Source organism: Pseudonocardia oceanicola, assembly GCF_047200735.1.
Lineage (GTDB): Bacteria > Actinomycetota > Actinomycetes > Mycobacteriales > Pseudonocardiaceae > Pseudonocardia.
In genome coordinates, this window is sequence record NZ_JBJZON010000001.1 from 663,031 (window position 1) to 686,537 (window position 23,507).

At 75.4% G+C, this 23,507-nt stretch carries 17 protein-coding genes; 10 read left to right on the top strand and 7 right to left on the bottom strand.

The features are described from left to right. Positions 1 to 130 precede the first annotated feature (130 nt). Complete coding sequence (locus ACL02T_RS03100; protein WP_412829087.1) at positions 131 to 1,363, top strand: glycosyltransferase 87 family protein; 1,233 nt, start codon at positions 131 to 133, stop codon at positions 1,361 to 1,363. A gap of 171 nt (positions 1,364 to 1,534) precedes the next feature. On the opposite strand, the gene ACL02T_RS03105 is transcribed toward ACL02T_RS03100, so the two are convergent. Further along, positions 1,535 to 2,449, bottom strand: a complete 915-nt coding sequence (locus ACL02T_RS03105) for a LysR family transcriptional regulator (protein WP_412829088.1) — start codon at positions 2,447 to 2,449, stop codon at positions 1,535 to 1,537. A 72-nt stretch (positions 2,450 to 2,521) separates the two neighbouring features. Between ACL02T_RS03105 and ACL02T_RS03110 the strand changes: the two genes are divergently transcribed. Next, on the top strand, positions 2,522 to 3,445 hold the full coding sequence (locus ACL02T_RS03110) for an EamA family transporter (protein ID WP_412829089.1): 924 nt from the start codon (positions 2,522 to 2,524) through the stop codon (positions 3,443 to 3,445). 129 nt (positions 3,446 to 3,574) lie between these two features. Beyond that, positions 3,575 to 4,948: a GAF domain-containing protein gene (locus ACL02T_RS03115; RefSeq protein WP_412829090.1), complete on the top strand. Its 1,374-nt coding sequence runs from the start codon at positions 3,575 to 3,577 to the stop codon at positions 4,946 to 4,948. On the opposite strand, the gene ACL02T_RS03120 is transcribed toward ACL02T_RS03115, so the two are convergent. After that, the gene (locus ACL02T_RS03120) at positions 4,949 to 5,899 is read right to left on the bottom strand and encodes an ABC transporter permease (RefSeq protein WP_412829091.1); all 951 of its coding nucleotides are present in this window, start codon (positions 5,897 to 5,899) and stop codon (positions 4,949 to 4,951) included. Beyond that, a complete protein-coding gene (locus ACL02T_RS03125; protein ID WP_412829327.1) occupies positions 5,896 to 8,982 on the bottom strand; it encodes an alpha/beta fold hydrolase in 3,087 nt (1,028 codons plus the stop codon). Before ACL02T_RS03125 ends, ACL02T_RS03120 begins: the two co-directional genes overlap by 4 nt. A 566-nt stretch (positions 8,983 to 9,548) precedes the next feature. Between ACL02T_RS03125 and ACL02T_RS03130 the strand changes: the two genes are divergently transcribed. Next, a complete protein-coding gene (locus ACL02T_RS03130; RefSeq protein WP_412829092.1) occupies positions 9,549 to 11,300 on the top strand; it encodes a metallophosphoesterase in 1,752 nt (583 codons plus the stop codon). A 233-nt stretch (positions 11,301 to 11,533) separates the two neighbouring features. Continuing rightward, complete coding sequence (locus tag ACL02T_RS03135) at positions 11,534 to 12,634, top strand: TerC family protein (protein ID WP_412829093.1); 1,101 nt, start codon at positions 11,534 to 11,536, stop codon at positions 12,632 to 12,634. A gap of 68 nt (positions 12,635 to 12,702) precedes the next feature. On the opposite strand, the gene ACL02T_RS03140 is transcribed toward ACL02T_RS03135, so the two are convergent. Next, the gene (locus tag ACL02T_RS03140) at positions 12,703 to 13,215 is read right to left on the bottom strand and encodes a metallophosphoesterase family protein (RefSeq protein WP_412829094.1); all 513 of its coding nucleotides are present in this window, start codon (positions 13,213 to 13,215) and stop codon (positions 12,703 to 12,705) included. Between the two features lie 8 nt (positions 13,216 to 13,223). Then, positions 13,224 to 13,598, bottom strand: a complete 375-nt coding sequence (locus ACL02T_RS03145) for an FKBP-type peptidyl-prolyl cis-trans isomerase (protein WP_412829095.1) — start codon at positions 13,596 to 13,598, stop codon at positions 13,224 to 13,226. 288 nt (positions 13,599 to 13,886) lie between these two features. Here ACL02T_RS03145 and ACL02T_RS03150 point away from each other — a divergent pair, with 288 nt between their 5' ends. After that, positions 13,887 to 15,422 carry an MFS transporter gene (locus tag ACL02T_RS03150; RefSeq protein ID WP_412829096.1) on the top strand — a complete coding sequence of 512 codons (1,536 nt, stop codon included), beginning with the start codon at positions 13,887 to 13,889 and terminating at the stop codon, positions 15,420 to 15,422. Between the two features lie 11 nt (positions 15,423 to 15,433). Here the strand turns inward: ACL02T_RS03150 and ACL02T_RS03155 are convergent, their stop codons facing one another. Further along, positions 15,434 to 17,605, bottom strand: coding sequence for a S9 family peptidase (locus ACL02T_RS03155; RefSeq protein WP_412829097.1), 2,172 nt, complete (start codon positions 17,603 to 17,605; stop codon positions 15,434 to 15,436). Positions 17,606 to 17,847: 242 nt separating this feature from the next. Between ACL02T_RS03155 and ACL02T_RS03160 the strand changes: the two genes are divergently transcribed. Then, entirely contained in the window at positions 17,848 to 18,036 is a 189-nt protein-coding gene (locus tag ACL02T_RS03160; RefSeq protein ID WP_412829098.1) for a hypothetical protein, read from the top strand. 5 nt (positions 18,037 to 18,041) lie between these two features. On the opposite strand, the gene ACL02T_RS03165 is transcribed toward ACL02T_RS03160, so the two are convergent. Continuing rightward, positions 18,042 to 19,430 (bottom strand): LCP family protein, encoded by a 1,389-nt coding sequence (locus ACL02T_RS03165; protein WP_412829099.1) that lies wholly within the window; start codon positions 19,428 to 19,430, stop codon positions 18,042 to 18,044. A gap of 242 nt (positions 19,431 to 19,672) precedes the next feature. Between ACL02T_RS03165 and ACL02T_RS03170 the strand changes: the two genes are divergently transcribed. The 3 genes from ACL02T_RS03170 (at position 19,673) to ACL02T_RS03180 (ending at position 23,489) form a co-directional block, all read left to right on the top strand. Continuing rightward, positions 19,673 to 21,112, top strand: a complete 1,440-nt coding sequence (locus ACL02T_RS03170; protein WP_412829100.1) for an AI-2E family transporter — start codon at positions 19,673 to 19,675, stop codon at positions 21,110 to 21,112. 709 nt (positions 21,113 to 21,821) lie between these two features. Beyond that, entirely contained in the window at positions 21,822 to 22,496 is a 675-nt protein-coding gene (locus ACL02T_RS03175; protein ID WP_412829101.1) for a GAP family protein, read from the top strand. Positions 22,497 to 23,126: 630 nt separating this feature from the next. Beyond that, entirely contained in the window at positions 23,127 to 23,489 is a 363-nt protein-coding gene (locus ACL02T_RS03180; RefSeq protein WP_412829102.1) for a hypothetical protein, read from the top strand. Positions 23,490 to 23,507 lie beyond the last annotated feature (18 nt).

Sequence of the window (23,507 nt, forward strand, 5' to 3'; positions counted from 1 at the left end):
CGCGCCGCGGTGCGGCCGGTCCCGGCCGGTCCCGCCGGCCGGCGCGGGCCCCGAGATCCGGCGCGTCGCCGACGCGATCCGGCGCGTTGCTACGGTGGGCGCCGTTGCGACGCACGAGCCGGAGGACCGCGTGACGCTCTCCCGCACCCACCCCGGCACGGCCGGGAAGATGGGCGAGATGGTGCGGCGGATCCGGCCGAGGCTGGCGTCGCCGCGCACCCTGAAGCTCAGCCTGCCGCTGCTGGCGGTCTCCGTCGCGGGCATGGTGCTGCACACGCACGGCTACCACATCGACCTCGAGGTGTACCGGCTCGGCGTGCGCACGTGGCTCGAGGGCGGGGACATGTACGGCGCCCTGCCGCCCACGATCTCCGGGCTGGCGCTGCCGTTCATCTACCCGGTCTTCGCGGCGATGGTGCTCACGCCGCTGGCGTTGCTGCCGTGGACCCCGGCGTGGGTGCTGCTCTTCGCGCTCTCGCTGGCCTCGCTCGCGGTCACGCTCTACCTCGCCGCGCTACGGGCCTGGCCCGCCGGCGGCCGCAGCGGGGCGGTGTCGGTCGCGTTCCTCGCGCTGCCGGTGCTGCTGTGGATCGAGCCGGTGCTCGAGACGTTCGAGTTCGGGCAGGTCAACCTCGTCCTCATGGCGCTGGTGGCGGTCGACTGCCTGGCCCCGCGGACCCGCTGGCCCCGCGGCCTGCTCGTCGGGCTGGCCGCGGCGATCAAGCTGACCCCGGCCGCGTTCGTGCTGTTCTTCCTCCTCCGGCGGGACCTGCGCGCGGCCGTGGTCACCGTCGTCACCGCGGCGGCCGCGACCGCGCTGGGGTTCCTGGTCGACGCCCGGTCGTCCGCCGCCTACTGGTTCGGCGGCCCGGCGGCCGGCGTCAGCGGTTCGGTGTTCTACACCAACGAGACGATCCAGGCGGTCGTCGCGCGGTGGGGGATCGACGGGCCGCTGCTGACCGGGATCTGGGGGGTCGTGTCGGTGCTGCTGCTGGTCCTACTGGTGCCGACCGTCCGCCGGGCCGACCCGGCCGTCGCGATGTCCGCGACGGCCGCGTTCATGCTCCTGGTGTCGCCGACCTCGTGGTCGCACCACTGGGTGTGGATCGCGCCGGCGGTCGTCGCCGTCGGGGCGCACGCCGCCAGGACCGGGCGTGCCGGCTGGATCGCCGTCGAGCTGGTACTGCTGGTCGCCTTCTTCGTCGCGCCCTTCCGCTGGCTGCCCGGCAACAACCAGGTCGAGCTGGGGTGGAACGCCGCCCAGCAGGTCGTCGGGGCCACGTACGTGATCGTCGCGGTCGCCCTGCTGGCCGTCGCCCGGCGGTACCACTCCCGGCGGCCGGCCGGGGTCGAGCGGACGTGAACCACGACGAGATCGCCGCCTACGCCCTCGGCAAGCCCGGTGCGGTCGCCGACGAGCCGTAGGAGGGACCTCGTGGCCGAGGTCGGCGGCTCGGCGCCGCCCGACGAGCTCCGCGAACTGGTCGACGAGTCCGCCGACGCCGTCGTCAGGCTGCCGGAGAGCTAGGGGGCCTCACGGGTCGCTCCGACCCGTCGTCTCCGCGATCGTCGCGTGCAGGGCGTCGACCACGGTGCGCACGGCCGGGCGTTCGGCCACGCTCTCGCGCATCACCACCTCGATCAGCCGAGCCGCGCGCACGCCGGCGAGGGGGCGGCGCAGGAACCGTCGGCCGCCCCGGTCGTCGGTCGACCAGCGGGGGAGCAGGGCCACCCCGACCCCGGCCGCGACCAGCTCCTCCGTCACCGCGAAGTCGTTGATCCGCTGGACGACGCGCGGGCGGGTGCCGGTGCGGGTGGTGAGCGAGCGGAGCACGTCGTCGACCGGCCACCCGACGTTGACGCTGATCCACGGCTCGGCGGCGAGCTGGTCGAGCCGCAGCCGGCGGTGCCGGCCCAGCGGGTGCCCGGGCGGCAGGACCACGTCGAGGGGCTCGCGGACGAGCGGGACGACCCGGTGCCGCCCGCTCGCGAGCGGGTCGGCGTGCTCGTCGCGGTGGGTGACGACGAGGTCGTGGTCCGCGGCGAGGACGGGCACCTCGGAGGGGGTCATGTCGACGTCGCGGACCTGCAGGTCGATCCCGGTGCCCGCGACCCGCCGCAGCAGGCCGGCCAGCATCATCCGGGCGCCCGAGGGGAACGTCGCCAGCCGCACCCCGCCGTGGGGCGTGGTGCGCAGCGCCTCGACCGCCGCCTCGGCGCGGGCGAGCGCGGCGAGGACGTGCTCGGCCTCCGCCACCAGGGCCTGCCCGGCCCCCGTGAGGCGCAGGCCCCGGCCCGCGGGCTCGGTGAGGGGGACACCGACCTCGTCCGCGAGCGTCTTGAGCTGCTGGGAGATCGCCGAAGGGGTGAACCGCAGGGCCCGGGCGACCGCCGTGACCGAGCCGCGGTCGGCGAGCTCGCACAGCACACGCAGCCGCTGGACCTCCATGAAGCGAAACTACAACGTCGCTTCAGAACATGTCGCTGGTCTTTCGAGTCCGGGCGGCGCACGCTCGGGGGCGTGACCGCCCGCCACCGCCTGCTCGCCGTCCTCGTCGCCGCCCTGTGGGGTGGCAACTTCCTGGCGATCCACGTGGGCCTCGACCACTTCCCGCCGCTGTTCCTCGCGGGCCTGCGCATGCTCGTCGTCGCGGTCCCGGCGCTGTTGTTCGTGCCGCGTCCGCAGGTCCCGCTGCGCTGGCTGCTCGGCTACGGGCTGGGCTTCGGCACCGTGCAGTTCCTGTTCCTCTTCGTGGCGATGGACGTCGGCATGCCGACCGGGCTCGCGTCACTGGTGCTGCAGGCCTCGGCGCCGTTCACGGTGCTGCTCGGGGCGTTGCTGCTTCGGGAGCGCCTCTCGGTACAGCAGGTTGTCGGGATCGGGCTGGCCGTGCTGGGACTGGCAGCGATCGCGATCTCGCGGGCGCAGGCGGCTGCCCTGGTCCCGGTGCTGCTGACGCTGTGCGGGGCGTCGGGCTGGGCCTTCGGCAACCTCTGCAGCCGGCTCGCGGCCCCGCCCAGGCCGATGCACCTGACGCTGTGGATGTGCGTGATCCCACCGATCCCGCTGTTCGCGGCCTCGATGGTCACCGAGGGGCCGGGTGCGGGCTGGTCGGCCCTGGGTGCCGCCTTCTCGGTCGAGGGACTGCCGGGGCTCGCCGCCGTCGGCTACCTGTCGCTGATGGCGACGGTGGTCGGCTCGGGGATCTGGACCTGGCTGCTGCGCCGCTACCCGGCGGGGGTCGTCGCGCCCTACTCGTTGCTGGTGCCCGTCGTCGGTATCGCGCTGGCCGCCGCGGTGCTGGGGGAGCGGCCGAGCGTCGTCGAGCTGGTCGCCGCCGTCGTGATCGTCGGCGGGGTGCTGCTGGGGACGCCCCGGCCCGCCCGGACCGCACCCGCCGCGGTCGTCGGCAACCGCGAGACGCTCGTCGGCGATCGGGCCTGACCGCTCGGACGGCGCGTGCCCGCGTGCCCGGGTGCCCGCGGACTATGGTGTGGGGCACGTCCCGTCGCCGTGGCGCGTCGCATCGCGGCCGCACCCGGCACACCAGCGCCGGGACGGGGCGGAGGTGACGTGGCGGGCGCACGGATCGGCACGGGGGTCGACGGCACGGGGGTCGACGGCACGGGGGTCGACGGCACGGGGGTCGACGCGGACATCCACCCCGAGGGCGAGGGGGTTCGGCACGGGCGGGCCGTGTGCGCCCTCCGCCCGGGCACGGACGTCGGGCGCCACGCCAGGGTCCTCGCCCACCTGCACGACGCCGTCCTGGCGGGGGCGAGCCCGTCGCCCGAGATCCGGTCCCTGGTCGCCCGGTCCTGGCGGCGGGTACGCGCCCAGGGCGTCGACCCCGAGCGGGGCGAGCCCGCGGGCCCGCTCGCGGCCGACGAGCTCGAGCGGCGGCGGTCGGGCTCCCCGCTGCAGCGCGTGCTCCCGGAGCTGCGCGCGGCCCTGACCTCCGTGGCCGAGGACGCGCGGCACGTGATGGTCGTGACCGACGCCGACGGGATCCTGCTGTGGCGGGAGGGTGCGAACCGGGTGCGGCACCGGGCGGACGCGCTCGGCTTCGCCGAGGGTGCGGACTGGTCCGAGGCGTCCGTGGGCACCAACGCGATCGGCACCGCGCTGGCCGAGGGTGCGCCCGTGCAGCTCTTCGCGGCCGAGCACTTCGTGCGGTCGCACCACGTGTGGACCTGCACGGCCTGCCCCGTGCACGACCCCCGGACCGGCGAGCTGCTCGGCGTGGTGGACGTCAGCGGTCCGGCCGAGACGGTCCACCCGACCACCGTGGCCCTGGTCGGGACGGCGGTGAAGCTGGCCGAGGCGAGCCTGTGGCGTCAGCACGAGGTCCGGCTCGACGCGCTGCGCGGCGTCGCGGCCCCCCTGTTGTCGGCGGTCCCCGGGGCCGGGCTGGTCGTGGACGACCACGGCTGGGTCGCGGCCGTCACCGGAATGCCGAGCATCGAGCGGGTCGCGGTGCCGCGGGCGGACCGGCCGCTGGCGGTGCACGGCGTGGGGCTGTGCGTCCCCGAGCCGGTGCCCGGCGGATGGCTGCTGCGGTCGGCCGGCGCGGGCTCCGGGACGTCCGGCGGGCTCACCCTGACGCTGGAGCTGACCGGTAGGCCGCGCGCGGTCGTCGAGGGCTCGGCGCGGTGGGTGCACCCGCTGTCCACCCGGCACGCGGAGCTGCTGGTGCTGCTCGCCCGGGCCGGCGCGGCGGGGCTCGACGCCGGCGCGCTGTCCGCCGCCCTCTACGGCGACCGCGACCACCTGGTCACGGTCCGGGCCGAGATGAGCAGGCTCCGGCGCGGACTGGGCGGGCTGCTGGTCGCGCGGCCCTACCGGATCGCCGACGAGGTCGCGGTGCACGTCCCGCCCCTGGCCGGGACGGTGCTCGCCGGCTCGGCCGCCCCGGGCGTCCGCGCGCTGCTGGAGGCCGGGACCTGATCAGCTGGTGACGTCCTTGCGGTGGAAGCGCCAGGCCGCGAGCGCGAAGAGCACCGCGGCCCAGGTGATGCTCCCGAAGGCGCCCCGGGTCATGTCGCCCCAGTCGATCCGGCTCGCGAGCAGGTCGGACCACGCGGTCGCGTAGTGCGTCGGCAGGTAGTCACGCAGGTCCTCGAGCGCGGTGATCTGGTCGAGGATCTGCGAGACGATCGACGTCATCACCGCGCCGCCGACCGCGCCGAGCGGGGCGTCGGTGCTCACCGACAGCAGCAGCGCCAGCCCCGCCACCCACAGCAGGTTCACCGCCACGTAGACCCCGCCGAGCAGGGCCCGGCCGGTCGCGGCCCAGTAGCCCAGGGACTCGCCGGTGGGGCTGACCAGGTCACCGGTGCCGTAGGCGAGCGTGCCGACCACGAGCGCCACCACCGGGAGCAGCAGCAGCGCGGTGAACGAGAGCAGCCCGGCCACGATCGCCTTCTGCCGCAGCAGCCGGGCACGGGGCACGGGTGCGGCGAGCAGGTACCGCAGCGAGGACCAGGACGCCTCCGACGCCACGGTGTCGCCGAAGAACAGGGCGACGACCACCACCAGGAGGAACCCGGCCGTCGCGAACAGCGCGAAGACCGCGAAGTTGGTGCCGCCGCCCTTGGCGAGGTCGACGAGGTTGACCGAGGTGCCCGCACCGTCGTCGCTCGTCAGCGAGAAGGCGATCCAGAGGATGACCGGCAGGAGCGCGACCAGCCCGAAGGTCACCTGGGTGCGGCGTCGCTTCAGCTGGCGGACCAGCTCGACGCGCAGCGGGAGGGTGTGGCCCGCCCGGTACGACGACGCGGGCGACCCGCCGGCCGCGAGCAGGCCGACGTGCCCCCTCCGCGTGGACGGGTCGGCGTACCTCGCGTCCCGGTGCAACCAGTCGCCGCGTGACTCGTGCTCGTTCGGCTGCGTCGTCACGGTGCGGTGTCCTCTCCGACGAGTTGGAGGAACGCGTCCTCCAGGCGGCGGCGCGGGCCGGCGGACTCCACCGAGATCCCCGCCGTGACCAGGGCCTGCACCGCCGATGCGCGCGGGGTGCCGTTGAGTTCCGCGTGCACCAGGCGGCCCTCGGCGGCGACGTCGCGCACACCGTCGAGCGCCGTGAGCACCTCGACCGCGCGGTCCGGCGCGTCGACCCCGAAGCTGGCGGCGCCACCGCCGGCGATGATGTCGTCGACCGTGCCGTCGGCGACGACCTTGCCGTGGTGCATGACGACGACGTGTGTGCACGTCTGCTCGACCTCCGCCAGCAGGTGGCTGGAGACGAGCACGGTCCGTCCGCCCTCGGCGTAGCGGCGCAGCAGCTCGCGCATCGCGTGGATCTGGGGCGGGTCGAGCCCGTTGGTCGGTTCGTCGAGCACGAGCAGCTCCGGCAGACCGAGCATCGCCTGGGCGATGGCGAGCCGCTGCCGCATGCCTTGGGAGTAGGTGCCGACCCGGCGGTGGACCGACTCGCCGAGCCCGGCCACCTCGAGAGCCTCCTCGAGGTGCGCCTCCTCGGTGGGCCGGCCGGTCGCCGCCCAGTAGAGCCGCAGGTTCTCGGCGCCGGACAGGTGCGGCAGGAAACCGGGCCCCTCGACGAAGGCGCCGATCCGGGCCAGCACCGGCGCACCGGGCCCGACGGGCTCGCCGAACGCCCGGATCGAACCGGAGGTCGGCGAGATCAGCCCCATCAGCATCCGCAGCACGGTGGTCTTGCCCGCGCCGTTGGGGCCGAGCAGGCCGAGCACCATGCCCGGCTGCACGGTGAACGACACCTCCTTCACCGCGCTGAAGCCGCCCCGGTAGGTCTTGGCGAGACCGGTGATCTCCAGGGGCGGGGCGCCGGCGGCCCCGGCCGGCGGGACCTCGCGGCGGCGGCGCAGCGCCTTCGCGACCAGCCAGGCGACCAGGGACACCAGCAGGACGACGCCGATCCCGACCAGCGGCCACACCGGCACCGTGCTGGTGGTGACGGCCCGCCCGGGCACCACCGGGACCTCGAGTGCGGTGCCCTCGGCCAGCCCGATCCGCCACACCGCGGGCGCGGCCGGGGAGGCGAAGCCCTGGTCGGTGGTGCTGATCGAGACCACCAGGCGGTTGCCCACCTCGATCGGCGCGACGCCCCCGGGCAGGGTGATCGATACCCGCGCGGGGGTGCCGTCGGCGGGGACCGGGACGCGGATCGGGGCGACGGCGTTGCCGAGCAGCTGGCGCAGCCCGTCGCGGCCGACCTCGTAGGTCTTGGCGAACAGGACGGCCTCGTCGGTCGCGGGCTGGCCGGGCATCCGCGAGACGGTGACGTCGACGCGGGGCGCGCCCGCGACGTCGGTCTGGGCGGTGAGCTCGGGCCCGGTGAACAGGGCGGACTGGCCGGGCAGGTCGGCGGTGAAGGCCGAGAGCCGGCTGCCCAGCGAGCCGAGGGCCCCGCCGAGGCCGGGCAGCGAGGTGATCGCCGCCGGGTTCCCGCCGGCCGGGTGGACGACGACCTGGGGCTCGCCGGTGAGCGGGAGCGCCTCGGTGGTGGCCGGTGCGGCGCCCGGCAGGCCCGGGTAGGCGTCGGCGACCACCGTGCGGCTCGTGGTGGTGGTCCGCCCGGCCCGGATGCCGCTCTCCACCTCGTAGGAGAAGGAGGTGCCGGGGTCCTCGCCGATGCCGCGGAGGTGGAAGTCGAACCACGCGCCGATCCGGTCGCGGACGGCCTGGTCCGGCGCGCCGCCGTCGTGCCCGCCCGCGTACCAGGCGACCTTCACCGGGGTGCCGTTCGCGGCGATCTGGCGGGCGTTGGCGTCGGCCTGGTCGAGGCCGAAGAGGGTGTCCTGCTCGCCCTGCACGACGAGGGTGGGTGCGGTGATGCGGTCGGTCACCGAGGCCGGGGAGGAGCGTCGCAGCAGGTCCTCGGTCGCGGGGGAGAGCCGGCCGGTGGTGGCGGCCTCCGTGTAGGCGGCGCAGACCTCGGCGGTGAACCGGCCGCAGGTCAGCGGCGGTGCGGTGGGCGGGACGGCCGAGGCGGGCAGGCCCCCGCCGGTGGGGGCCCCGAGGGCGGAAGCGAGGCCGCTCGGGGCGCTGTCGCCGGTGCCCGGGCCGGCCTCGTTCGACGCGCCGGCGGCGCTGCTGGTCGCGCCCGCGCCGGTGCCGCCGTTGCCGGTTCCGCCGGCGGCGGTGGGGTCGCCGGGGGCGCCGGTGCCGTCCGCGGGGGCCGTGCCGCCGTTGTTCTGGCCGCCGTTGTTCTGGCCGCCGTTGTCCTGGGCGCCGTCCGTCGGGGCGCCGTCGGTGGTGGGGGCGGTTCCGTTCGTCGTCCCGGCGCCGTTTCCCGTGGCGCCCGCGTCCCCCGTGTCGCTCGAGCCGGAGGAGAAGAACACCCCCGCCCAGCCCTGCTTGAACACGCCGTCGCCGGCGAAGGCGCCCCGGGCCGGCGTGTCCTGCGGGAGGCCCTGCGCGGCAGCGGCGTTGGGGAACAGCGCCTGGGACAGGTCGTTCCAGGTGATCACGGGGGCGAGGGCGTCGATCCGCCGGTCGTAGCCGGCGAGCAGCAGCGACAGCGCGCCGCCGTACGACCCGCCGGTGACGCCGACACGCGGGTCGCCCGGCCCGTCCTGCTGCACCTCCGGGCGCCGGGCGAGCCAGTCGACGAGCTGCCGGGCGTCGGCGACCTCGTGGTCGGGGGAGTCGAGCGCGATCCGGCCGCCGCTGGCCCCGAACCCGCGGGCGGACCAGGCCAGGACCACGTAGCCGCGGTCGGCGAGCTGGCGGGCGTCGGTGTCGACGGACCGCTTGCTCCCGCCGAACCCGTGCGCGACGAGCACCGCGGGCGCCGGAGTGGTCGCGGGCAGGTAGAGCGTCGTGTCCAGCGACACCGTGCCGGGCACACCCGGCCCGCCGCGGACGTCGATGCGTTGGTCGCTCGTGCGGATGTCCGCAGCGACGGGCGCGGGGGCCGGCGTGGCCGCGAGCGGCGCGATCGCACCGGCCGCGGCCCCGGCGGTGCCCGGCGTGAGGACGAGCAGCGCGATCGTCGCCACCGCGGACCCGAGGAGGGCGGCACGACGAAGGCGCCCCGGCACACCGGCCGGCGGGCGCTCGGACCGGTGCGCGGCCGGGCGCACGGCGGCACGCGCGCCGACGGCGCGGGACAGGCGGAACACCCCGGAACCGTATCCGCGCGCCGTGCCGGGCCGCGCGCGATGCCTCAGGCCGCTCTCAGCCGAAGTGTCGCACTCGTCCGCTACACCCTGTTCCGGGGTGGGGCAGTACCGCTGCCTGCTCCTCGGTCGGCGCGGTGACGAGGAGCACTCCTGGTCGGCCGGTGCGGGATGGGGCGGCGCGGCCCGACCGTCCCCGTCGCACGGTGATCGTTCGCCGTGGAGTGGGACGGTCGAATTCCGACGCTCCTGTTCCATGAGGGGCGATCTCGTGGGAGAGCGGTGGTCGGATGCGCCGGCGGGCCGCCCCGACCATCCGGCCGGCGAGCCGCGCGACGACCCGACCGTCCTCCGTACCTCGTCCGACGGTCACTCGGTCGTCGACCTTTCCCGACGCGCCGACGTCGCTGGGCCGCGCGGCGCGCGCGGCGGGTGACAGTCGGGACGTGCCCGTGAACCCGGAGGGCGAGACGCCCGATCTCGGCATCCCACGCCGGCTGGCCCGCGACATGACGGTCGCGGACCAGCACGAGTGGATCCGCGCCGAACTGCGCCGGCGGCCCGTCACCCGGCGGGCCGCGCTCCGGGGCGGGATCGGGGTGCTCGCGGGACTGGCGCTGGCGAACGGGCCGTGGGCCGGTGTCGCGCGGGCGGCGGGGACCGGGATCGTCGGCCGGCACCTCGCCTTCGGCGACGACCCGCGGACCTCGATGGCGATCGCCGGTGAACTGACCGGGACACCGGCCGGGAAGGTCCTGCTCGACCTCGGCCTCGACCCGGGCTACGGCGCCACCGTGCCCGTCGAGCTGCGCGAGCTGGTGAGCCAGGTGCCGCGGGGCGAGGACGTCCGGGGCGGGCAGCAGCTCTTCGCGCACGCGCGGGCCGAGGGGCTGCGGCCCGGGACCACCTACCACTACCGCTTCCGGCTGCCCGGCGGCGCGACCACTCCGGACGCCACGTTCCGCACCGCCCCGGGCCCGGGCGACCGCACGCCGTTCACCTTCACCGCCTTCGCGGACCAGGGGGTCGCGTCCGACGACCGCGGTGGCGGGGCGCCCCCCGACGCCCTGACCGCCCTCGTCGCCCGGGACGCCCCGGCGTTCCACCTGCTGGCGGGCGACATCTGTTACGCCGACCGGGCCGGGCGCGGGGACCGTGACGACTCCTTCGACCCAGGCCTGTGGACGCGGTACTTCGCCGCGATCGAGAGGAGTGCCGCGAGCACTCCGTGGATGTTCGCCACCGGCAACCACGACATGGAGGCGGTCTACGACGACGGCGACTCCGGCCACGGCTACGGCGGCCACGGGGCCCGGCTGGACCTGCCGGGGACGGGGCCCTCGGGCTGCCCGTCCGTCTACGCCTTCACGCACGGCTGCGTGGGCGTGGTGAGCGTCGACGCCAACGACCTCTCCACCGAGATCCGCGCGAACACCGGCTACAGCCGCGGTGCGCAGGTCGACTGGCTGGCCGACACGCTCGCGGCCTTCCGCGCCGACCCGGCCGTCACCTTCGTGGTGGTGTTCTTCCACCACTGCGCCTACTCGACGAGCGACTCGCACGCCTCCGACGGCGGGGTCCGGTCGGCCCTGACGCCGCTGTTCGACCGCTTCTCCGTCGACCTCGCCGTCCAGGGGCACAACCACCAGTACGAGCGCACGGACCCCCTCCGCGACGGCGAGCCCACCCGCGAGGCCGCCGACCGGTCCACCGTCCGCCCCGAGAGCGACGGCACCACCTACATCTGCGTCGGGTCGGGCGGACGGAGGAGCAACGGCTGGCTCGACGACGGGGGCGACCGCCACCGCGGCCGGAGCGGGGAGGACCGCGAGATCCGCAGCCGGGTGACGGGGGAGGACGGCGAGAGCTCGGAGAAGGTCGGCTGGTCCCGGGCCCGCTACGCCGGCTACGCGTACCTGCGCGTGGAGGTGCAGCCGGAGGCGCCCGGGCGGATCGCGACGATGCGGATCCGCGCGATCACGGTCGACGGCGAGGAGATCGACCGGGTCGATCTCGCCCGGCCGGTGCCCGGCCTCCCCGGACTCCCGCCCGCCGCCGTGCCCCCGGCCTCCCCACCCCCGGCGATGCCGCCCGCCGCGCCGGCCGTTCCCGCGGTCCCGACCGGCTGGTCGAGTACTCCGACCGGATTGTCCGTGCCGGCCGGGTCGTCCGTCTCCTCCCCGGCACGGCGGCCCTGACCGGTGTGGTCGGTCACCCCGGCTGGCGCCGGGCGGAGCGGCCCGGGCACACTGGCAAAGCACCGTAGGGGAGTATCCCGGTCACGGTGGCGTCGTCAGCACGGAGACGGGCCCGCAGCCCCCATCGGACAACCATGCGGGTCCCGGAACCCGGCGCCACCGATCCGCACACGGCGGAGGGGAGAGACCTCGGGGCAGTCCCGTGCTGCCCGAGGACCCTGGAGGCTCCCCGCGTGAACGTGCCCGTCTGGCTCTGGTTCGCCACCATCGGTGGCCTGGTGGCGGTCATCCTGGCCGACCTCTTCCTGGTCGACCACAAGCCGCACGCCGTGACGGTCGCCGAAGCCACCCGCTGGGTGCTCTTCTACGTCGCCCTCGCCGTGCTGTTCGGCCTCGGCATCTGGTACTTCGCCGGCGGCCAGTACGCCGGGGAGTTCTTCGCCGGATACATCACCGAGTACTCGCTCTCGGTGGACAACCTGTTCGTCTTCGTGATCATCATGTCGAGCTTCGCGGTGCCCGCGATCCACCAGCACCGCGTGCTGCTGGTCGGCATCGTGATCGCGCTCGTGATGCGCGGTCTGTTCATCGCCGTCGGCGCCGCCGCGATCAACGCCCTGAGCTGGGTGTTCTACCTCTTCGCCGCGTTCTTGATCTACACCGCCGTGAACATGGTCCGGCAGGGCGCGGGCGGCGACGAGGAGGAGTGGAAGGAGCCGCGCGTCGTCACGCTGGTCCGCCGGGTGTTGCCGGTGACCGACAGGTTCCACGGCTCGCACACGACCGTGAAGCTCGACGGCAGGCGATGGGTCACCCCGATGCTGATCGTGATGATCGCGATCGGGCTCACGGACCTGCTGTTCGCGCTCGACTCCATCCCGGCGATCTTCGGGCTCACCCAGGAGCCCTACCTGGTCTTCACCGCCAACGCGTTCGCCCTGATGGGCCTGCGCCAGCTGTACTTCCTGCTCGGCGGGCTGTTGAAGAAGCTGATCTACCTGTCCTACGGGCTGGCCGTCATCCTGACCTTCATCGGCGTCAAGCTGGTGCTGCACGCCCTGCACGAGAACGAGCTGCCCTTCCTCCACGGCGGCGAGCCGATCCCGGTGCCGGAGGTCGGCATCGCGCTGTCGCTGGCCGTCATCGTGGGGGTCCTGGCGATCACGACCGTGGCCAGTCTCGTCGCCGTCCGGCGCCGCCCCGAGCTCGCCGAGGGGCACGGCACGTCGGTCGCGGTGCCGGTGGCGCACAGCCGCGAGGAGGCCGAGGCGATGGACCGGCACGACCGGGAGATCGACGCGGAGACGGCCCGCTACGACCGCGAGCACTCCTGAGCGCTGCGCGTCGTCGGTGGTGCTCGGCAGCGGTCACCACGCGGGCCCGGTCACCGGGCACGGACGCGTCAGCGCAGGTCCTCGAGGTGGACCAGCTCCACCCGGCGCAGCTCACCGTCCTGCACGGTCGCCGTCATCCACGTGTGCGTGGGCTGACGGCGGCGGTCGGTCGGGGAGCCGGGGTTCAGCAGCCGCAGACCCGTGGGAGCCGTCGAATCCCACGGGATGTGGCTGTGCCCGAACACGAGCACGTCGTCCGCCGGGAACCGGGTGGCCATCCGGCGCTCCCGGCCCTGGGCGGCGCCCGCCTCGTGGGTGACGGCGAAGCGCAGCCCGCCGGCCTCGAAGCGGGCCACCTCCGGGAGGCGTTCGCGCAGCTCCGGGCCGTCGTTGTTGCCCCAGACCCCGACGACCCGGGGCGCCCGGGCCGCCAGCGCGTCGAGCAGCCCGGGGTCCATCCAGTCGCCGGCGTGGACGACGAGGTCGCCCGCGCCGAGTGACTCCACCGCCTGCCACAGCGGTGCGGGCAGGTCCTTCGCCCGCACCGGGACGTGCGTGTCGGAGACGAGGAGCAGGCGCACCGGCGCCCTCACTGCACCGCGAGCAGGTCCACCACGAAGATCAGGGTCTCGCCGCCCTTGATGACGCCGCCGGCACCGCGGTCGCCGTAACCCAGGTGTGGCGGGATGACCAGCCGGCGGCGACCGCCGACCCGCATGCCCTGCACGCCCTGGTCCCACCCCTGGATGACCTGGCCCGCGCCGAGGCCGAACTGCAGCGGCTGGCCGCGGTTGTAGGAGGCGTCGAACTCCTCGCCGGTCGAGTGCGCCACGCCCACGTAGTGCACGGCCACCCGGTGGCCGGCCTTCGCCTCCTCGCCCTCGCCGACGGCGATGTCGGTGATCTCCAGATCGCTCGGGGCCGGGCCGTCGATCGGGTCGACGTCGGGCTTCTGCGGTGCCATCGTCGGGTTTCCTCCTGCGTCTCGCGTCGGTCGGGCGCCACCCTGCCAGACCTCGCCCGGGCCCCGCCTTCCGGAGGTGGCGTGCGCCCCCCCCGACATGGGCACCGGCGGCGTGCGCAGGTGCCGACGCCGACGTCGCCGCGGCCGGCACGCTCCGGGTGGGGCTGCTCGTCCGGATCCCCCTCGTCCGCACGGTCCGGCGGGCGGGACGGCGGGGCTCGGCGTAGCGTCGGTCGCCGTGCTCGATCGCCCCCGACCCGTTCGTCCGCGGCCCTCGGGATCCGCCTCATGACCTCGGCACCGGCCCGGGGCGGAACCGAGCAGGACTACTCGCCCGACCCCCGCCGCTGGCGCGCCCTCTCCGTCACACTCGCCGCCGGGTTCATGACGCTGCTCGACGTCAGCATCGTCTCCGTGGCCCTGCCGTCGATCCAGCAGGGCCTGGACACGGATCCGGCCGGGGTCCAGTGGGTGGTCTCCGGGTACGCCCTGACCTTCGGCCTCGCGCTCGTCCCCGCCGGGCGGCTGGGCGACGCGTACGGCCGTCGGCGGATGTTCCTCATCGCGCTCACCGCCTTCGTGGTGTTCAGCGCGCTGTGCGGCGCGGCGCCCACGATCGAGCTGCTCGTGATCGCCCGGCTCCTGCAGGGCCTCGCGGCCGGTGCCCTGGCGCCGCAGAACTCCGGCCTGATCCAGAGCCTGTTCCGGGGGGCCGAGCGGGGTCGCGCCTTCGGGTTCTTCGGCGCCACCGTCGGGATCTCGACCGCGGCCGGACCGATCGTGGGCGGGCTGCTGCTGGCCGCCTTCGGCGAGCCCGACGGCTGGCGGTGGATCTTCTACGTCAACGTGCCGATCGGTGTGCTCGCCGTGGTCCTGGCCGCGCGGCTGCTGCCCAAGGGCCGGCCGGGCGACCGGGCGGACATCGACTGGGTGGGCGCAGGGCTGCTCGGCGGCGCGGTGCTCGCCCTGCTGCTGCCGCTGGTGCAGGCCGAGTCGGGCGGCGTCGGGCGGCTGTGGTGGCTGTTCCCCGTCGGGGCGGCGCTGGCGGCGGCGTTCATCTGGTGGGAGCGGCGCGAGGTCCGCCGGGAGGCCGAGCCGCTGTTCGACATCCGGCTGGTCACCGAGACCTCGGGCTACGCGCCGGGCGCCCTGCTCGGCCTCGTGTACTTCACCGGGTTCGCCGGCGTGTGGATCGTGTTCGCGCAGTTCTTCCAGGCCGGCCTCGGGTACACGCCGTTGCAGTCCGGACTCTCGGTCACCGCGTTCGCCGTCGGCTCGGCCGGCTCGTCCGTGGTGGCGGGCCGGCTCGTCGAGCGCGTCGGGCGGCGGCTGACGGTGTTCGGTCTGTCCCTGGTGGCGGTGGGCATCGCGGGCACCGCCGCGATCCTGTTCGTGGCGCCGGGGGACCTCGCCGGGTTCCTCGCCGCGCCCGCGCTGCTGGTCGGCGGGATCGGCGGCGGCTTCGTGATCTCGCCGAACATCACCATGACCCTGCGCAACGTGCCGGTGCGGATGGCCGGCTCGGGCGGGGGCGCGCTGCAGACGGGGCAGCGGGTCGGTGCGGCGATCGGCACGGCCACCGTGGCGGGGGTGTTCTACGGCGTGCTCGGCGGGTCCGGCGGGTCCTACCGGGCCGCCATCGCGGGCGCGCTCGGAGTGTCCGTGCTGACCACCCTGATCGCGCTCGGCGTCGGGGTGTGGGACCGCCGCAACGAGAAGCTCCGCACCGCGGGTGTCGGTGCGCCCGACCCGGACGCCCCGGACACCCGCGGCGTGGGCGTCTCGGCCGACGACGACACGCCCCACCACGTCTCGCACGACTGACGCCCGCCCGGTCAGGCCGGCGGGGCGGGCACCCCCAGCGCGTCGCGGAGGAACCGCACCTGCAGGAGCAGCAGGTTCTCGGCGACGACCTCCTGCGGCGTCATGTGTGTGACGCCGGAGAGCGGCAGCACCTGGTGCGGACGCCCGGCGGCCAGCAGCGCCGACGACAGCCGCAGCGTGTGGGCGGCGACGACGTTGTCGTCGGCGAGCCCGTGGATGATCATCAGCGGCCGGTTCGGCAGCTCCTCGGTGGCCGGGGTCGCCGCTTCCGTCAGCAGCGAGGACCGCTCGTAGGCGGCCGGATCACGGTCCGGGTGCCCGAGGTACCGCTCGGTGTAGTGGGTGTCGTACAGCGTCCAGTCCGTCACGGGTGCGCCCGCCACGGCGGCGTGGAAGACGTCGGGGCGGCGCAGCACCGCCAGCGCCGCGAGGAACCCGCCGAAGGACCAGCCGCGGATGCCGACCCGGGTCAGGTCGAGGTCCGGGTTCTCGACGGCGAGGGCGCGCAGCGCGTCCACCTGGTCGTCGAGCACGGGCCGGGCGAGGTCGCCGTGCACGGCCCGTTCGAACTCCGACCCCCGCCCGGGCATCCCGCGCCCGTCGACGACGACCACGGCGAAGCCCTGCTCGGCGAACCACTGGCTCGTCAGGTGCGGGTTGCGGGCGGCGTAGACCCGCTGGCCGTGCGGCCCGCCGTAGGGGTCCATCAGGACGGGCAGCGGGGTGCCCGGCTCCCACCAGGAGGGCAGCAGCAGCGCGGTCTGCAGCCGTCGCCCGCCGCAGCGGTGCAGGGAGATGCGCAGGCCGAGGCCCGGATCGGCGGCGAACGACGCGATCTCCCGCTCCGTTCCCCCGCTCCGCACCGTGGTCGCGGCCGGCGACGTGAGGTCGGTCGAGGTGCGCACGAACGTGCCGCCGGCGAGCCGGCCGGAGTGCACGCCCTCCTCGGGCGAGGCGGGCACGAGCCCGCCGGTCGGGTCCCACCGCCACAGCCGGACGGACGCGGGCGCCGTCGACCCGCTGATCAGCAGGGTGTCGCCGTCGACGTCGAGCAGGCCCCGGACCTGGATCTCGGGCGGGGTGACCGGCTCGCCGTCGACGAGCACGCGGTGGGCCCCGCCCCGATGGGCGAGCTTCACGAGCGCGCCCGAGGCGCTGTGCACCCGCAGGCCCGGCGTCGCGTCGACCCACACCGGGTCCGTCTCCTCGTCGACGAGCGTGGTCACGCCGGTCACCGGGTCGACCGCGAGCATCCGCAGGGCCTTCTGGTCCCGCGGCTGCACGACCACGAACAGGCCCCGGTCGTCCCACACGACGTCGACCACGTACTCGTCCCGGACGGCGTCCCACACGATCGGCGTGCGGCCCCCGTCGAGCCCGACGACCTCCAGGGAGACGGCAGGGTTCGTGGTGCCGGCCGCCGGGTAGCGCACGGCGACGGGGGTCCGGTCCGGGTTGGCCGGGTCGGCGATGTGCCACACCGGCACGGCGGACTCGTCGACCCGGGCGACGACGAGGGCCTCACCGTCCGGTGACCACCAGAACCCGCGCATCCGGTCGATCTCCTCGGCCGCGACGAAGTCGGCGAGGCCGTAGGTCACGTCGTCGGTCTCGGGGACCAGGAGCGTGTCCGTGGTGCGCGCGGCGACGAGGTGCACGTGCAGCGCGCCGCCGGAGACGAAGGCGATCCGCGTGCCCGTCGGGTCGAGGCGCGGATCGATCACCGGCCCGTCCGTCTCGACCAGCCGTGGCGTGAGCCCGCCGGCGAACTCGGCGAGGTAGAGCCGGCCGGAGAGCGGGAACACGACCCGGGTCACGGCCCGGTCCGTCGTGTAGCCGACCACGCCGCCGGCCTGCTCGCGGGCCCGTTCGCGGCGCGCTCGTTCCTCCGCCGGCAGGTCCTCGACGTCGGTGGTGTCGAGCTCGCGGGGGTCGGCGACCAGCCGCTCCTCCCCGGTCCCCACCTCGAGGCTCCACAGGCACGTCACCGGATCCGTGCCGCCCCGGCTGCGCAGGAACACGACCCGGCCGCCGTCGGGTGAGACCGTGACGCCGCGGGGGGCGCCGAGGGTGAACCGGCGGGTACGGGCGTGCAGGCGGGGGAAGGTGTCGGTGGTCGGCCGGTGCTCCCCGGTCGGCTCCGTGACCGGCGGGGTGATCGGCGGGCTGATCGGCTGGCTCACGGACGGCAGTCTGCCGGACGGAGGGCCGCGCGGCCGTGCCCGGCTTCCTGCCCGAGGTCCGGTGCGTCCGACCACGGGGCACTTCGCCGGCGGACCGGAGCACCGGGAGCGGCCGGCGGCGTTCCTGCACGCCGATCCGCTCGGCCCTCCGCGCAGACCGCTCGTCCCTCGGGTGGCTCGCGCCCGTCTCCGTTTCGCGTCGCCACCGTTGGGAACGCATCCCCACCATCGGAGGTGACCGGATGATCAACGTGTACCTCTCGGCCCGGGCGCTGGCCGCGGCGCGGGCCGTGGACCCGGGCGTGTTGCCGGCGGCCGTGCACGCGGCCGTCGAGATCGCCCTGGTCGAACAGTTGCGCGAGGTCGCGACCTGGCCGCCGGAGCGGATCCGGGATCGTGCGACCCGCATCGAGCGGGACGCGGCCGGCTGAGCGGTTCAGTTCACGCAGGGCACCGCGGCGGCGTCGAGCACCGGCCGGTGCTGCCACGGCTCGTCGGGGGTGGGGACCTGCGAGGTCGGCACGGGGGCCGGCCCGGCGGTCGGTCCGGTGGCGCTCCCGGTCGGGGCGGGGGGCGTGGGCGGGGCTGGGGTCGTGGGTGGGGCTGGGGTCGTGGGCGGGGCTGGGGTCGTGGACGGGGCGGCGGTCGTGGGCGGGGCGGCCGGGGTCGACGTCGTGGGCCCGCTCGCCCGGACCGGCGACGCGTCCGGCCCCTCGGTCTCCGGGACGATCTCCTCGGCGCGGGCGTCCACGAACAGCACGGTGTGCACGAAGTCCCGGACCTGGTCGTCGTCGATCTCGACGGCCACTCCGTCGACCGGCGTCCAGAGGTCGGGGCGGATCGACGGGATCGTCCGGAACACGATGTCGTCGCCGGCGAGCGCGCCGAGCCGGCCGACCAGCCGCCGTAGGTTCCATCCCGAGTCGACCACGACGTGCCGGGTCACGATGCCGAGCAGGTCGGCCACGGTGGCGGGGTCGGCGAGGGTGTCGGCGGCGAGGACCCGGTGGGCGAGCCCGGCCAGGAACGCCTGCTGGCGGGTGATGCGGTCGAGGTCGCCGCCCTCGAGCCCGTGTCGCTGCCGGACGAACGCGAGCGCCGCGGTGCCGCTCACCGTCTGCCGCCCGGCGGGCAGGTCCACCCCGGAGTAGGCCCGGTCGTCGACCGGCTGGGTGAGGCAGACGTCCACGCCGCCGAGCGTGCTGGTGAGCTCGACGAACCCGGCGAGGTTGACCTCCGCGTAGTGGTCGACGGTGGTCCCCGCGACCGCCTCGACGGTCGCGACGAGGTTCGCCCGGCCGGCCTCGCGGCTGCGCCGGTCCAGCTCGGCGCCCGTGACCTCCTGCGCCTCGAGCTTCTCCTCCTCGGCCCGGTAGGCGCGGCCGTACGCCGAGTTGATCTTGTGGCTGCCGCTGCCGTCGGCGAGCGGGACGTAGGAGTCGCGCGGGAAGGAGACGGCGACGACGGGGGAGCGCGGGTCGGCCGGGACGCGGACGAGCATGATCGTGTCGGTGTGCAGCTGGCCGTCGTCGTCGCCGGCGTGCAGGCGGGTGAGCAGGTCGGACGGCAGCGGCTCGCCCTGCGCGTCCGTACGGCTGTCCAGGCCCACCAGCAGCGCGGTGTAGCTGCGGCGCGGCGCGGCGGGCGGCGCGGGCGCCGGGCTCGCGAGGACGGAGCTGGTGGTGAGGCCGGCGGTGAAGATCCGCGACATGGCCCAGACGTACCCGGTGCCGGCGAGGACCGCGAGGGCGAGCAGGGCGATGCCGGTCCGCGCGGCCACGGCGAGGACGCGCCGGGGCCTGCCGGGCCGTGACGGTGTCGCCATCCGTTCCTCTCACGCACGGGGAACACTGCACGTCACGACGTCGGGACCATCCAGGGGAGACGCGGCAGCAGGTCCGCCCGTCGAGCGTAAGGCCTGCGCACGCGCCGTGCCGGGCGAGTGATCATCTCCACCCGACCGGCCCGGCCCCCACACCGGACCCGACCGGCCCGAGCTGCGACGAGGTGCTCGTTCGCCCGCAGCGGGTGAGGCCGGGGTCGTCCGGCCGGACCTAGCGTCGCCGCGTGTCGACATCGGTGCCACTTCCTGCCCACCCCCCGGACGACGTTCCGGCGAACGGGTCGGCGCGGCGTGTGCCGCCGCTGCCCCGCGCGCTGGTCGTACTCATCGGCGCCGCGGCGGTCGTCGTGGTGCTCGCCGGGGCCCGGGCGGTCGCCTGGCTGGTCGGACCGGCCTTCATGGCCCTGATCATCGTCATCGCCGTGGCGCCGGTGCAGAGCCGCCTGCGCCGCAGGGGCTGGCCGGGCTGGGCGACGACGCTGGTCCTCGTCCTGCTGGTCTACGCCGTCCTCATCGCGTTGGCCCTCGCGATCATCGTCTCGATCGCGCGCCTGGCGACCGAGCTGCCGAAGTACGCGTCGCAGGCGGACGGGCTCGTCTCGTCACTGACCGCCACGCTCGCTCAGTTCGGGGTGGGCCCCGAGCAGCTGCGGCAGGCGGCGAGTTCGCTCGACCTGGGCAAACTGGCCGGGGTCCTGAGCGCGCTGCTGGGCAGCGTCGCCGGGCTCGCCTCGAACCTCGTGTTCCTGCTGGCGCTGCTGCTGTTCCTGAGCGTCGAGGCGGGCGGGGCGACCCACCGTCTGGCGTCGATCGGCGCGGACCGGCCGCGGATCACCGAGGCCCTGGGCCACTTCGCCTGGGGCACGCGGCAGTACCTGCTCGTGACCACGGTCTTCGGGTTCATCGTCGCGGTGCTGGACACGATCGCCCTGGCCCTGATGGGCATTCCGCTGGCCGTCACCTGGGGGCTGCTGGCGTTCGTCACCAACTACATTCCCAACGTCGGGTTCATCCTCGGGGTGATCCCGCCGGCCGTCCTGGGGTTGCTGATCGGGGGGCCGCAGCTGGCTCTGCTGGTGGTCGTCGTGTACTGCGTGCTGAACTTCGTGGTCCAGTCGATCATCCAGCCGCGTTTCATCGGTGACGCGGTGGGTCTGTCGGTCACGGTCACGTTCGTGGCGTTGGTCTTCTGGGCCTGGTTGCTCGGGCCGTTGGGGGCGATCCTCGCGATCCCGCTGACCCTGCTGGTGAAGGCGCTGCTGGTGGACGTCGACCCGAAAGCGGGCTGGGCGGACGCCTTCTTGCGGGCGACGCCGAAGGGCGCGGAGGAAGCGGCCGCCGACGACGCCGCCAAGGCCGCGCGCAAAGCCGCCCGCAAGGAGGCCCGCAAGGCCCGACACCGTCAGCCGGCCGGCGTCACCAGTGGGACCGGCGGGGACGTGGGGACGGTCGAGGGCGGCGGGAGCGTCGGGAGTGGCGGGACCGCCGGGGATGGCGGGAGCGTCGGAGGTGGCGCGACCGTCGAGGATGGCGGGAGCGTCGAGGATGGCGGGAGCGTCGAGGATGGCGGGAGCGTCGGGGGTGGCGGGGGCGCCGCGCCCGGGGCGGGGCCCGCCGAGCCGCCCGAGCCGCCCGCGCGCAGCGACCCGAAGGTCACGCCGTGAGCTGCGGCGGCGGCCGCTGAGCAAGCACCCGGCGGGCATGCGGCGAACACCCGTCGATGAGCATTAGGCCGTGCGGCGCGCCGGCTGGGGCGCGGCCGGGAGTCGGGATGTGGGGCCGGGGCGTGTCACCGAGGCAGGCGCGCCGAGACGTGGGGCCCGCCGAGGTGTGGGGGGGTCGCGCGACGTGGCGCGGGGTGGTGAGCGCGGGGTGGTGAGCGCCGGGTCGTGGGGTACAGGGTGTGGCACGAGGCACGGGGCGTCGAGACGCCCTGGGGCGCCGAGTCGTGGCGGGCCGTCGTGGGGTGCTGAGATGTGGGCACGGGACGTGAGGCGCGGGATGTGGCACCGAGGCGCGGGGCGTCGCCACGCCGTGGGGCGCCGAGTCGTGAGCGCCGAGTCGTGAGCGCCGAGTCGTGAGCGCCGAGTCGTGAGCGCCGAGTCGTGGCTCGCTGAGATGTGGCTCAGATGTGGGCGCGGGACCTGGCGCCGAGTCGTGGCGCGCCGATTCGCGTGCGCCGAGTCGTGGGGCGCGGGAGGTGGCGCCGAGGCCCGGGGCGTCGAGGCGCCGTGGGGGCCCCGAGTCGTGAGCCCCGAGCCGTGAGCCCCGAGTCGTGAGCGCCGAGTCGTGAGCGCCGAGTCGTGAGCCCCGAGTCGTGAGCGCCGAGTCGTGAGCGCCGAGTCGTGAGCGCCGAGCCGTGAGCGCCGAGCCGTGAGCCCCGAGGCGCTGGTCCTGGCGCTCTCCGCGATCCTCCGGCCGACCGCACTCGCGGCGCTCTTCGCGATCCTCGCCTCGCGGGATCCGCGGCGGCTGCTGGTCGCGTACCTGGCGGGCGGGCTCGCCTTCACCCTCGCCGTCGGGGTCCTGGTCGTCGTGCTGCTGCAGGGCCTCAACGCCCGCACGTCGACGACGACGAGCCGGCCGGTCCTCGACGTCGTCCTCGGGCTCGCCGCGCTGGCCTATGCGGTGGCGGCCTGGGCCCGCTGGCCCTCGCCCTGGCCGCTGAGCAGGCAGACCGAGCGGCATCCGGACGGGCCGAGCTGGATCCAGCGGCGACTCCAGGGACTCACCGTGCCGGGGGCCGCCGGCGCCGGTGCCCTCACCCACCTGCCCGGGGTGACGTACCTGGCCGCGCTCAACGCGGTCGTCGCCACGGCCTCGGGAGTGGTGGACGGCGTGGTCCAGGTCGTCGTCTACAACGCGATCTGGTTCAGCACCCCGGCCCTGGCGCTCGCCCTCGCGACGTACCGGCCGACCCTCGCGCGCGAGGTGCTGGAACGGCTGGTCTCCTGGATCCTTGGGCGCCGCCGGCCCATCACGGTCGTGTTCTTCGGCCTCCTCGGCGGCTACCTGCTCGCGGTGGGGACCGTGAACCTGACCGGCTGACTACGCCCGGCGCGCCGATCGCCTCCTGCCGCACACCCCGGCCACGAACGCGTCGAACACCGGGCCACCGCGATGACGCCCCGGGCACCCGGAGCCCCGGGGCACGCCGCCTCCCCGGCCCCCGGGCACACCCCTGGGGCACTCCGCTCCCCAGGCACTCCACCCCCGGGCTCTCCGCTCCCCGGGCTCTCCGCTCCCCGGGCTCTCCACCCCCGGGCGCCCCGCTCCCCGGGCGCCCCGCTCCCCGGGCGCCCCGCTCCCCGGGCGCCCCGCTCCCCGGGCTCTCCGCCCCCGGGCTCTCCGATCCCCGGCTCTCCGATCCCCGGCTCTCCGATCCCCGGCACTCCGATCCCCCGACCATGGTCGTTCGTCCTGGACCGGCCCGGTCGAGATTTCCGACCGCCCCCGGGCGGAGACCACGATCACGGCGCGACGACGGCCGTGGGGCCGCGACTGAACGCGCCATACCGTGCTTCGAGAACGGTGCCACGCCCGGAGGCACTCAGCACACGCTCTCGGCCGCGCCGCGTATCGCCCGAACGGGTGGACGGCCCCGACCGGAGTGACCAACTGTGGTTGCACCGACCACACTGGCTGGGCAGGTCGGGACACGGGCAGGGGGTCGACGGGGTGAGCACGCACAGGGCGTCGGGCAGCGGCGGCTTCCGGGCCGTCGGGCAGAAGCCCCCGGTCCCGCACCAGCGCGGCGCCGCGGGTGCCGCCCCGCCGGCCGCCCCGCCGAGCACGGTCGGGGAACAGGCGGCGCGCGCCGGATGGGCTTCCGCCCCGCGCCCCTCGCCGGAGCACACTCCGCCGCGCGGTCGGCGTCTGCCCACGGCGGGGGACGGGCGCGCCCTCACCGTCCTGCGGGTCTGCGCCTACGTGCTGACCTCGCTCGCGAGCCTGCTGTTCATCGCGCTGGTCGTGTACGGATACCTCCTGGTGCAGGACGCGGTGGACACGTTCCCACGGCTCTTCCCGCCGGCCGGCTGACGGCCCCGCACCCGGGCA

What these genes read in the sequence shown, in the direction of transcription:
- ACL02T_RS03105 (WP_412829088.1), bottom strand. Translation starts at nt 2,449, where the DNA reads ATGGAGGTCCAGCGGCTGCGTGTGCTGTGCGAGCTCGCCGACCGCGGC.
- ACL02T_RS03160 (WP_412829098.1), top strand. Translation starts at nt 17,848, where the DNA reads ATGATCAACGTGTACCTCTCGGCCCGGGCGCTGGCCGCGGCGCGGGCC.
- ACL02T_RS03150 (WP_412829096.1), top strand. Translation starts at nt 13,887, where the DNA reads ATGACCTCGGCACCGGCCCGGGGCGGAACCGAGCAGGACTACTCGCCC.
- ACL02T_RS03145 (WP_412829095.1), bottom strand. Translation starts at nt 13,598, where the DNA reads ATGGCACCGCAGAAGCCCGACGTCGACCCGATCGACGGCCCGGCCCCG.
- ACL02T_RS03165 (WP_412829099.1), bottom strand. Translation starts at nt 19,430, where the DNA reads ATGGCGACACCGTCACGGCCCGGCAGGCCCCGGCGCGTCCTCGCCGTG.